This is a genomic window from Evansella sp. AB-P1, assembly GCF_029688925.1.
Taxonomy (GTDB): Bacteria; Bacillota; Bacilli; order Bacillales; family Salisediminibacteriaceae; genus Evansella.
The window spans coordinates 1-11567 of the sequence record NZ_JARUKY010000034.1 but is presented as its reverse complement, the minus strand read 5'-3'; the positions used below and the strand labels follow the sequence as shown (position 1 = coordinate 11567).

Here is an 11567-nt window from a genome sequence, read left to right as displayed (position 1 = left end):
AGAAATCTGAATTAAATGAATAATCGCAGTTGTAGTCAGGTAGTTAATATTTAACATTGACACATACTGAACATTATAATAATATTTTATTCGTGACTATTTTTTATTATTTTCAGAAAACATCGAAGGGTGATATCTTATGAGCAACAATGAAAAGCTTTTAGAGATAAAGAATTTGCACACTGGTTTTGATATCGAAGGCAAAACATATCATGCAGTTAAAGATGTTTCTTTCGATGTGAAATCGAAAGAAGTTGTTTGTGTAGTTGGTGAGTCTGGCTGCGGCAAAAGTGTAATGTCCTTATCCATTATGGATTTACTTCCTAAACACAATGGGAAAATAGATAAAGGTCAAATTCTTTTTCAAGGTAAAGATTTAGTTCCTCTTAATACAAAAGAAATGAACAGTATAAGAGGTAAAGATATAAGTATGATTTTTCAAGAGCCAATGACAGCGTTAAATCCTGTTTTAACAATTGGTTTTCAAATGGACGAGGTTCTAATAAACCACACTAAGTTAAAAATTGAAGATATAAGAAAGAAAAGTATTTCTTTATTAAAACAAGTGGGTATATCTCGTGGAGAGCAAATTGTACATGAATATCCTCATCAATTATCAGGTGGGATGAGACAACGCGTAGTTATTGCAATGGCCATTGCTTGTCAACCTAAGCTTCTCATTGCAGATGAACCTACCACTGCGTTAGATGTTACAGTTCAAGCACAAATTCTTGAACTAATCCAGAATATTCAAGAAGAAGTAGGGATGGCTGTATTAATGATTACTCATGATTTAGGTGTGGTAGCGGAAATGGCTGATCGTGTAGTAGTTATGTATGCTGGACAAGTTGTAGAAGAGTCAGATGTGGATCGTATCTTCTACAATCCTCAACACCCATATACAAAAGCACTTTTAAATTCAATTCCTCGTTTGGAAGAAGAACAAGAAGAGTTAAATACAATCAAAGGGATTGTTCCATCACTAAAAAATATGCCATTAGAAGGATGTCGATTTGTAGATAGATGTCCAGAAGCAATGCCTGAGTGTAAAAAGATAACTCCGAGATTAGGAGAAACGGAAGAAGGGCATTCTGTACGTTGTATATTATATGATGCAAGCCGTCCCAAAAGTGAAGGGGAGGTGCGATTATGAGTACAGCAAAAAATTCAGATTTCTTACTGGAAATAAAAGATTTAAAAAAATATTATCCTGTTCGCGGAGGTTTTTTTCGTAAAAAAATTGGTGATGTAAAAGCAGTAGATAACATTTCCTTAGAATTAAAAAAAGGAGAAACCTTTGGACTTGTAGGTGAATCAGGCTGTGGTAAATCAACAGCAGGTAGAACAATAACAAGGTTATTTAAACCTTCTGATGGAAAAATACTTTTTGAAGGTAGAGATATAACAAATATTCGAGGTAGAGAACTAAGAAATATTAGACAAGATATACAAATGGTCTTTCAAGATCCCTATGCATCCTTAAATCCAAAAATGATGGTTGGTAGTATTGTATCAGAGCCGTTAGTGAATTACGGGAGAGGGTCTGAAGGGAAGTTGAAGGAAGAAGTGATGAATCTTTTAACGAAGGTTGGTCTACCGGAAGATGCTTACTATAAATATCCTCATGAATTTTCAGGAGGACAAAGGCAGCGTATCGGCATTGCCCGTGCATTAGCATTGAAGCCAAAGTTAATTGTTGCAGATGAACCTGTTTCTGCTTTAGATGTGTCAGTTCAATCTCAAGTTTTAAACTTATTAAAAAGCTTACAAAAAGAGTTTGATTTAACGTTACTGTTTATTGCCCATGATTTAAGTGTGGTAAAACATATGAGTGATCGTATTGGTGTGATGTATTTAGGTAATTTAGTTGAGGTTGCTGATGCAGATGAAATATATCGAAATCCCAAACATCCTTACACAAAAGCGCTAATATCTGCAATTCCTCAACCTGATCCGCGAAATAAAAGTAAACGTATTATCTTATCAGGGGATGTACCAAGTCCTCAAAATCCTCCAAAAGGATGTCCGTTTCACCCACGTTGCCCAGAGGCAATGCCTGAGTGTAGTGAAAAAAGGCCTCTTTTAAAGGAGGTGAATAATAACCATAGAGCATCGTGTTTGCTATATGAATAATGATTATGAATTATTTTAAACATATTATAAAGGGGATGAACAACTTGAAGAAATCACATCTTATGTTTATTGTCATGCTACTATCTATTTCATTAATTGTAGCGTGTGGTACTACAGATGAAGGTACAAATGAAGGCACAAATGATCAAACAGGTGAAGCTGAAGAAGGTGGCGTTGTCACTTATGGCTTTGGACAATCTTTCGCAGGAGTTTTAGACTGGGCTCATTATGACGGTCAAGACGATAGCTTAGCCTTAAAGATTTTTAATGGAGACGCATTAGTAAGAAATGGTGACGACTTAATGCCTGAACCGCACTTAGCTTCATGGGATATATCTGAAGATGGTTACACAATTACATTCTATTTAGAAGAGGGTGTCATGTGGCACAACGGGGAAGAGTTCACTTCTGAGGATGTTGCGTTCGCATGGGAAGTGATGACTCATCCTGAATATACAGGACCTCGTTGGTCAAATGTACGTATTATTGAAGGTGCGCAAGAAAGAAGAAGTGGAGAAGCAGAAGAGCTTACTGGTGTCAATATTATTGATCCTTATACGATTGAAGTAACAGTAAAACACCATGAAACAGGGGAGCCTTTACCAAATGCAATTGACTTACTTTGGACATATCCAATGCCTAAGGCTCATTTAGGTCACCTTGATATTGATGAAATTGAGGATGCAGATGAAGTTCGTCGTAATCCTGTGGGATTAGGTGCATATAAAGTTGATAATATTGTACCTGGAGAACAAATTACTTTTAGTGCCTTTGAAGATTATTGGAGAGGTGCTCCAAACTTAGATGGCGTTGTTTATCGAATCGTTGATGGCTCAATGGCAGCAGATTTATTAATAAATGGCGAAATTGATATTTATGAATTACCTGCTAGTCAAGCTGTTACAGTTCAACACGATGATCGTATTTATTTAGAAGAAAAGGAAGGTCTTTCTTATAGTTATATTGGGTTTAAACTAGGACATTGGGATGGAGAAAAGAATGTCATGGATAACCCTAAATTTGCGGATGTTCGTGTACGTCAAGCATTTGCCTATGCAATTGATCGTGAAGGAATGCTAAATTCTTTCAGTGAAGGCTATGGTACTGTTATAAATGCAGCAGAGTCAATTCTTAGCTGGGCATATCCAGACGAATCTTCATTAAACCAATATGAGTTTGATCCAACTCGTGCAGCAGAATTATTAGATGAAGCTGGATACGTAGATAGTAATAATGATGGTTGGAGAGATACACCAGACGGTGAAGAATTTACCGTAAACTTTATGGCTATGAACAGTAATGAAATTTCAGAGCCGCGAGCAACATTTATCGTACAAAACCTACAAGATGTAGGTATTAATGCTCGATTACAAGATGGTCAATTATATGATTTCAACTTATTTTATGATTTAGTTGAAGAAGATCACCCGGACATTGATTTATTTATGGGTGCTTGGGGGCTTTCTGCAGATCCAGATCCAACAGGTCTTTGGAGAGAAGACGACCTTTGGAATTACCCTCGCTGGGTGAATGAAGAATCTGAACGTCTAATCGAACAGGGTCTAAGTCTAGAAGCTTTCGATATTGATTACAGAAGAGATGTTTATCAACAGTGGCATCAATTAGTGAATGAAGAATTACCATTAATTCCATTAAATTCACCAGTTCGCGTGTATGGTATTGCATCTGATGTTCAAGGTGTAACACCAGATGTTAGTGATGCATTAACTGATCCGCATCTATGGTACAGAACTAACTAAGAATAGGAATATCTAGTAAGACAGTTTTTACTACTGTACAAGGAGAAATGATCATGCTGATTTACACGTTAAGAAGAATACTCATTATGATTCCAATATTGGTCATGATCTCCATTGTGGTATTCGCCCTGGCAATAGCAATGCCAGGGGATGCCCTTTCTGGTCAAATTGATCCGACAAGTAGTAATCCGGAATATATTGAAGAAATGAGAGAACGTCTCGGGTTAAACGACCCTTATCATGTTCAATACGGCAGATGGGTTGCCGGCATTCTTCAATGGGATTTCGGTCGTTCATTCGTACATCGAATGGATGTTACGGAAGTAATAGGACAACGGCTGCCAAATACTATACTCTTGTCCGTTATGTCGTTAATAATAACCTATATTTTAGCTTTCTTAATGGGTCGATATGCTGGAAGAAACCCTTATACAATTGGAGATTACAGTATTCAAGGATTAAATTATTTAATGTTAGCTATACCTAGCTTTGTTGCAGCAATTTTTGCTATTTTTATTTTTTCCTTTCAATTAGGTTGGTTCCCTGCTACTGGAAGTATTAGTTCAGGTGTGACACCTGGTACATTGGAATACTATTTAAGTAGAATAAAACATGCTGCATTACCAGCTTTAGTTTTAGGTGCTTTAACAACTGCTAGTTATACACAATTTTTACGAAATGATATTATTGAAAGTTCACAAAAGGATTATGTACGGACTGCAAGAGCAAAAGGTACATCTGAAAATCGGATTTATAATAAACACATTTTAAGAAACTCTATTATTCCTATTGTCACACTATTTGGTTTTGATATTGCCAGTATCATTGGTGGTGCTGTCATTATTGAAACGGTATTTACTTATCCAGGTATTGGTCAATTATTAATCACTTCCATTGAACGACGTGATTCAGCAGTAGTTATTACAATAACGTTAATGCTTTCTATTTCAACGCTAATTGGTAACTTAATTGCAGACCTTGTTTATGGAATTGTTGACCCTAGGATACGGGTAGAATAGGGGTGTAATGATGACAGCTAATAATAATCAAAATGCAGAAGCGTTGAAAAAAAGTGCAAAAAAGCAATCGCCATGGGCTATTGCTCGTCGAAAGTTATTAAGAAATAAATTAGCGATGATTAGTATTAGTTTTCTAGTTCTAGTCACAATTCTTTCTTTTTTAGCGCCATATATTGCACCGTTTGATCCATTTAGGGTAGATATAACAAATCGAAATGCCATGCCAAGTGGGACTCATTGGTTAGGGACAGATAATTCAGGAAGAGATATTGTTTCCTTGTTATTATATGGTGGTAGAACATCTTTAACGATAGGTTTTGTTAGTATGATGGCTGTTGTGTTAATAGGTACGACAGTTGGGTCTATCGCTGGATTTTATGGTGGTTGGGTAGATGCAGTACTTATGCGATTTACTGATTTTGTAATGAACTTTCCATTTTTAGTGTTCGTTATTGTACTTGCTTCCATATTTAGAGATGCAGGTATTTGGGCGCTAATTATTGTTATCAGTTTATTAGGTTGGACTGGTGCAGCAAGGGTAGTTCGTAGTAAAACGATGTCAGAAAAAGAAAACGAATATGTTATGGCTGCTATCTCTATTGGAGGAACACCATTTAAAATTATTCGTAAACATTTATTACCGAATGTCATGACTACCATTATCGTTCAAGCAACATTATTGCTTGCTGTAATGATAGTTGCTGAAACTGCACTAAGCTTTTTAGGATTTGGAGTGCCTTCAGGAACACCGAGTTGGGGGAATATGCTACAAGAAGCAAGACAGCCTCATGTCATACGTTCTATGTGGTGGATATGGATACCTCCAGCCTTTGCGATTACCTTTACCATTCTTTCTATAAACTTTATAGGTGAAGGGATAAAGGATGCCTTTAATCCAAAATCAGTTAGATAATTAGTATAATATGAAGTAACAGAGGTTATGGTTTATTACCATAGCCTCTTATTTTTTGCTCCTGTACATTAGTTGTAAAAAATATAAAAACAGCGTAAACTCTATTCAATATAGTTTTATGTCAGAAGACGGTGGTTTGATATATGCAAAGGTACGATGATATAAAAGATGAACAATATATGATGGAAGCTTTAGGGGAAGCCCAAAAAGCGGAAGAGTGTGAAGAAGTTCCTATTGGTGCTGTCGTAGTGTATAATAATAAAATTATTGCTAGAGGATATAATTTGCGTGAAAAAAAACAATTATCAACATCTCATGCAGAAATGATAGCTATTCAAGAAGCATGTAGAGAAATTGGCAGTTGGAGATTGGAAGAATGTACGCTATATGTAACTCTAGAACCATGCCCTATGTGTGCAGGTGCAATAGTACAATCTCGTATCAGGAGAGTTGTTTATGGTGCAGCAGATCCGAAGGCAGGTTGTTGTGGAACATTAATGAACTTATTGGACGAACCGAGGTTTAATCATCAGGTTCCCGTAACGAGTGGGGTGCTAGAGGAAAAATGTAGTGAAATTTTAAAACAATTTTTTAAAAAGATTAGACGAAAGAAAAAGGAAAATCAAAATGAAGCTTCAGGAAGTGCTATAATAGAGTAAAGTCAAAGGAGTGAAATAGGATGAGACCGAATCAAATATCTTTAGAAACAGCCCAAATGATTTCTAAAAAATTGAAAATGCCTCTTGAACATGTGATGCATACTCCACCTCATATTATTATGGCAAAGCTGAAAGAGGTTGAAGAAAAAGAGTCACAATCCACCCAAAATGATGAAGAAGATTTGAAGGATATGTAATCAGGAACTAGAATATGAAAAACTATCCACTATTACCAAAAACCTATTCTTTTCTGCTATTGCAAATATAACTAAAAACCACTATACTTATATATGCGTCGCTAAAACGGCGCCTTAAAAATGTTATCAATATTGCCGTGCTAGGCGGGGAGGTAGCGGTGCCCTGTACTCGCAATCCGCTATAGCGAGGCTGAATCCCTTCTCGAGGTTATCACACTTTAGGGTCTGACCTAAGTAAGTGGTGTTGACGTTTGGGTTCTACGCAACGGAAACCTGTGAATCCTGTCAGGTCCGGAAGGAAGCAGCAGTAAGCAGTCACTTCCGTGTGCCGTAGAGTTGCCTGAACCGAGCTAACTGCTTAGGTAACGCCTAGGGTGTGGTAATCGACAGAAGGTGCGCGGCATGTTATCTAATATATGTAAAACTACCTGAAATACAGGTAGTTTTTTTATTTGGACAATATATAGGTTTAGGTTGGGAATTGGTGTAATTATATTTCTTTTAATGAAATCATTTTGAAAATACTGTAGTGAATAGGTATAATAAAGTAGGTATTAAATTTTATTGTGCATTATATAATGCGGACGTAATGAAAGGGTGAGATGGGTATGAGCTATCAAGCACTTTATCGAGTTTGGCGTCCAACATGCTTGTCTGATGTTGTTGGTCAAGAACATATTACAAAAACTTTAAAAAATGCTCTGCTCCAAGAAAAGCTATCCCATGCTTACTTATTTACTGGACCGCGGGGGACTGGAAAGACAAGTGCAGCTAAAATAATTGCAAAAGCAATAAATTGTCAAAAAGCACCGGTTGATGAACCGTGTAATGAGTGTGAAGCGTGTCGTGGTATACAAGATGGTACGATCGTTGATGTAATTGAAATTGATGCTGCAAGTAACAACGGTGTTGATGAAATAAGAGATATACGAGATAAAGTAAAGTTTGCACCAAGCGCTGTATCATATAAGGTTTACATTATCGATGAGGTACATATGCTTTCAACGGGAGCATTTAATGCCTTATTAAAAACATTGGAAGAGCCGCCGAGGCATGTGATATTTATCTTAGCAACTACGGAGCCACATAAGATTCCCTTAACGATAATATCTAGATGTCAAAGGTTTGATTTCAAACGAATAAGTACGCAAGCGATTATTAATCGAATGAAGGAAATTGTTCAGGCAACTAATCTTGTTATAGAAGATGATGCATTAGCAATGATAGCCCGTGCTTCAGAAGGTGGTATGCGAGACGCCTTAAGTCTGTTAGATCAAGCTATATCTTATGCAGATAATACTGTAACATTAAATGATGTTCTATCCATTACTGGAGCTGTATCCAAGGGCTTACTTTATGATTTAGCTAACACTTTAAAAGATGGGGATGTTGCTCAAGGTCTTTCTATAGTGGATACGATTATTCAAGAAGGGAAGGATCCCAATCGCTTCATTGAGGACCTAACATTTTTTTATAGAGACATTTTGATGATAAAAGCTGCTCCACAGTTAGAGGAAAGTAAGGATCTTCTATTATCAGATGATCGTTTTCAAAATATAGTCGATAAATTAGATCAACCATGGATATATTCTATAATGGAACAGCTAAATCATTTTCAACAAGAGATGAAATGGTCAAATCATCCAAAGGTTTTTTTGGAGATGTTTATTGTTCAAGCTTGTCACTCTTTAAACAATAATCCGAAATTAGTGAATCAAACCACTGAAGGTGAAAGTGAAACGATACAAACATTACTTAAAAGGGTAAATGAGTTAGAATCTACAATTCGAAAAATATCGTCTGTGCAAGGAGCCGAAAGAGACTCTACCCAGCAAGCTAGTGAAACTAAAAGAACACGACCGAAGCCTATACAGCCTAGTGGTAAAAGTCGAGCTCAAATTAGTAAAGTAAAAGGAATGCTGCAAAGAGCATCAAAACAACAACTTCAATCTCTACACAGTCAATGGGGACAAGTGATGGAGTTAGTTAAACAAAAGAGTGTTCCTGCTTCTGCCTGGTTAAATGATTGTAAACCAGTGGCAAGTTCAGACCAAGAATTTGTTTTAGCTTTCAAAAATGAAATGCATCGTGATATGATAGATGATAAATTTAGAGAAGTAGTTGAAGAAACTGTCTCAAATGTGATGCATCGTTCAATGATTTTAATGGCCTTATTAGAAACCCATTGGGATGAAACGAAGGAGTCATTTTTGAATGACCAAAAACTGGCTTCAAGTGATGGTGATGAAAAGGGGAAATCAGAAGTAGATGATAATCCTCTTGTTCAAGAAGCTGTAAAGTTAGTTGGACGTGATTTAGTTGATTTAAAAGATTAAATAAGATCCACATTGTGGAGGAAGTGAGGGAATTATAATGAAAAATATGGGAAACATGATGAAACAAATGCAAAAAATGCAAAAAGATATGGCAAAAGCTCAGGAGCAACTTAAGGAAGAAACAGTTGAAGCTACAGTTGGTGGAGGTATGGTGACAGTTGTAGCAAGTGGAGAAAAGAAAATTGTTGATATTAAAATTAATGAAGAGGTTGTAGACCCAGAAGACATTGAAATGTTACAAGATTTAGTATTAGCAGCAACGAATGAGGCTTTAACTCAAGTAGATGAATTAATTAATGAAAAAATGGGTAAATTTACAAAAGGAATGAATATTCCAGGGTTATTTTAATTATTAACCTCTTTTAAGTTTAATTTGTAATTTGTCTCTCCAGGATGTTTTGCTTTCTGAAGGAACTTCAATCAAGACAATTTTATAAATTGTATTTTTGTATTAAAGACTTGGTGTTAAAACCAAGTCTTTTCTATAATTTTAAATATAATCACTAGAATGGATTTTATAATTGAAAAATTGTTGAAAAAGACGAACATTATTTTCGATTGCAGTGGAAGACAGTGATTCTAGCGACGAGCATTTGCTTCACGAATAAGCTCGAGTTGTCTCGACGCATATAACAACCAATACTAGCAGAGGCAGAGGCAGAGGCAGAGACAGAGACAGAGACAGAACCATGTGCTTTAGCTGTATATAAAATGTCTAGTGTGGAGGTTGAAGCCATGCCGGAGCTAGGATGGCGACATTACGCCGTTGCCTACAGGACGTAGGCTGCCCTTAGGCGTAATTGATACGTCTGAAGCGGAGATCGAATTAAATATAAGCTTTTTGTATAAATGTTTGTGATTTATAATGAAATAAAGAATGATGAAATGACTCACTAATAAAATTATTTCATATTAATATAAATTGAGTGTAATAATGAAAAGGAGATAGTCGGATGCAATATCCTCAACCAATAGCAAAATTAATTGATGGTTTTATGCGTTTACCTGGTATCGGACCTAAGACAGCTGCTAGACTTGCGTTTTATGTTTTAGATATGAAAGAAGATGATGTTTTAGATTTTGCAAAAGCTTTAGTTAACGCCAAAAGGCAATTAAGTTATTGTTCTAATTGTCATCATATTACGGATACAGACCCTTGTCGTATTTGCGATGACTCTAGTCGTGACCAATCGATCCTATGTGTAGTGCAGGAATCAAAAGATGTTATGGCAATGGAAAAAATGAAGGAATACACTGGACAATATCACGTATTACATGGAGCTATATCTCCTGTTGATGGAATTGGTCCAGAAGATATTTATATTCCTGATTTATTAAAACGGCTACAGAATGATGTAATTCAAGAGGTTATTATTGCCACTAATCCAAATATTGAAGGGGAAGCAACAGCAATGTATATTTCTCGTTTAATAAAACCAACAGGTATAAAAGTCACTAGGATTGCCCACGGTCTCCCTGTTGGTGGGGATTTAGAGTATGCAGATGAAGTGACCTTATCTAAAGCTATTGAAGGAAGAAGAGAACTGTAAGGGGGAAATTCATTGGATGATATTTAGAAAAAAAGGGAAAATTAGAAAGCGGGAGGATGACTCTTTGCTTTGGTATTTACAAAAAATGAAAAGTAAAGTCAATCATCAAGAAGCATTAATAAATAATAGTGTAGATTACCATAGTAATGTGATGTACAATGCAAAGTTAGAGAAAATGAAGTACATGTTTTTGTTAAAAGAAGCTAGAATTAGGAAAACGGGTTTAAAAGTAAACAAATTTAAATAAAATTATTTTTTTGCAGGTTCTAATGAATTCCTTCTAAACATAACATTTTAATGAGCTTGTACAAGTAAATTGTATTATAAAGAACTAGGGGAACTCTTATTAAGACTAGTTTGTATTTTACAAGCTTGAAGGAGGTGTTCATTAATGGAACCAGTAGTTGTTTTATCTTTATTAGGGACTTTAATTTTTGTTTTATTAATCCTAGGAGCTCCAATGAAACCTTTAAGGTGGATTGGACAAGGTGCTATTCGGTTATTAATCGGAGCTTTATTTTTATTCTTTTTAAATACTTTTGGTTCATTAGTGGATTATAGTTTACCCATTAATGCTTTTACTGCTGCAGTATCAGGATTTTTAGGGATTCCTGGTGTATTGGCTTTAATTTTAGCGGATTCACTATTATTACCATAACAGTTTAAATTGACAAGATGATAAAAAGAGAAGTGAAGTCGATAACTTTATTTTTATAAAAGTTGTTGACTTTATTTTTTGTGGGTGATATATTAATATTTGTCGCTAAAACAGCAGATTTCAAAAATTAAAGATGTTGTTGAGTATATTAGTGATTTTAGAATATTATTACTTAGTTGCTAATAAAAGTGACGCAGATAATAATAAAAGTTGTTGACAACAAAACATTATATTGATATAATATAAAAGTTGTCACAAAACAAGATTAATATTGACCTTTGAAAACTAAACAAAAAGCCAAGCGAAGTGGGATATGTAAATATCCCGTCAATGAATAATTAT

12 protein-coding genes and 1 other RNA gene are annotated in these 11567 nt (G+C 35.5%); all 13 read left to right on the top strand.

Annotation, left to right across the window (positions count from 1 at the left end):
• The first annotated feature begins 139 nt into the window (after positions 1 to 139).
• The 13 genes from QA612_RS22000 (at position 140) to QA612_RS21940 (ending at position 11225) form a co-directional block, all read left to right on the top strand.
• A complete protein-coding gene (locus QA612_RS22000; protein ID WP_278285980.1) occupies positions 140 to 1153 on the top strand; it encodes an ABC transporter ATP-binding protein in 1014 nt (337 codons plus the stop codon).
• Positions 1150 to 2133 (top strand): ABC transporter ATP-binding protein, encoded by a 984-nt coding sequence (locus QA612_RS21995; protein WP_278285979.1) that lies wholly within the window; start codon positions 1150 to 1152, stop codon positions 2131 to 2133. Before QA612_RS22000 ends, QA612_RS21995 begins: the two co-directional genes overlap by 4 nt.
• Before the next feature lie 44 nt (positions 2134 to 2177).
• On the top strand, positions 2178 to 3893 hold the full coding sequence (gene opp4A, locus QA612_RS21990) for an oligopeptide ABC transporter substrate-binding protein (RefSeq protein WP_278285978.1): 1716 nt from the start codon (positions 2178 to 2180) through the stop codon (positions 3891 to 3893).
• Positions 3894 to 3946: 53 nt separating this feature from the next.
• A complete protein-coding gene (gene opp4B, locus QA612_RS21985) occupies positions 3947 to 4912 on the top strand; it encodes an oligopeptide ABC transporter permease (protein WP_278285977.1) in 966 nt (321 codons plus the stop codon).
• A 10-nt stretch (positions 4913 to 4922) separates the two neighbouring features.
• The gene (opp4C, locus tag QA612_RS21980; RefSeq protein WP_278285976.1) at positions 4923 to 5825 is read left to right on the top strand and encodes an oligopeptide ABC transporter permease; all 903 of its coding nucleotides are present in this window, start codon (positions 4923 to 4925) and stop codon (positions 5823 to 5825) included.
• Positions 5826 to 5968: 143 nt separating this feature from the next.
• Entirely contained in the window at positions 5969 to 6484 is a 516-nt protein-coding gene (gene tadA / locus QA612_RS21975; RefSeq protein WP_278285975.1) for a tRNA adenosine(34) deaminase TadA, read from the top strand.
• A 20-nt stretch (positions 6485 to 6504) separates the two neighbouring features.
• A complete protein-coding gene (locus QA612_RS21970; RefSeq protein WP_278285974.1) occupies positions 6505 to 6681 on the top strand; it encodes a YycC family protein in 177 nt (58 codons plus the stop codon).
• Positions 6682 to 6816: 135 nt separating this feature from the next.
• An RNA gene (gene ffs, locus QA612_RS21965) (signal recognition particle sRNA large type) lies at positions 6817 to 7082 on the top strand.
• 207 nt (positions 7083 to 7289) lie between these two features.
• The gene (gene dnaX / locus QA612_RS21960) at positions 7290 to 9017 is read left to right on the top strand and encodes a DNA polymerase III subunit gamma/tau (protein WP_278285973.1); all 1728 of its coding nucleotides are present in this window, start codon (positions 7290 to 7292) and stop codon (positions 9015 to 9017) included.
• Between the two features lie 37 nt (positions 9018 to 9054).
• A complete protein-coding gene (locus QA612_RS21955) occupies positions 9055 to 9366 on the top strand; it encodes a YbaB/EbfC family nucleoid-associated protein (RefSeq protein ID WP_278285972.1) in 312 nt (103 codons plus the stop codon).
• A 604-nt stretch (positions 9367 to 9970) separates the two neighbouring features.
• Positions 9971 to 10567 (top strand): recombination mediator RecR, encoded by a 597-nt coding sequence (recR, locus tag QA612_RS21950; protein ID WP_278285971.1) that lies wholly within the window; start codon positions 9971 to 9973, stop codon positions 10565 to 10567.
• Positions 10568 to 10583: 16 nt separating this feature from the next.
• Positions 10584 to 10814 carry a YaaL family protein gene (locus tag QA612_RS21945; protein WP_278285969.1) on the top strand — a complete coding sequence of 77 codons (231 nt, stop codon included), beginning with the start codon at positions 10584 to 10586 and terminating at the stop codon, positions 10812 to 10814.
• 144 nt (positions 10815 to 10958) lie between these two features.
• Positions 10959 to 11225, top strand: coding sequence for a pro-sigmaK processing inhibitor BofA family protein (locus tag QA612_RS21940; RefSeq protein WP_278285968.1), 267 nt, complete (start codon positions 10959 to 10961; stop codon positions 11223 to 11225).
• Positions 11226 to 11567: the final 342 nt, after the last annotated feature.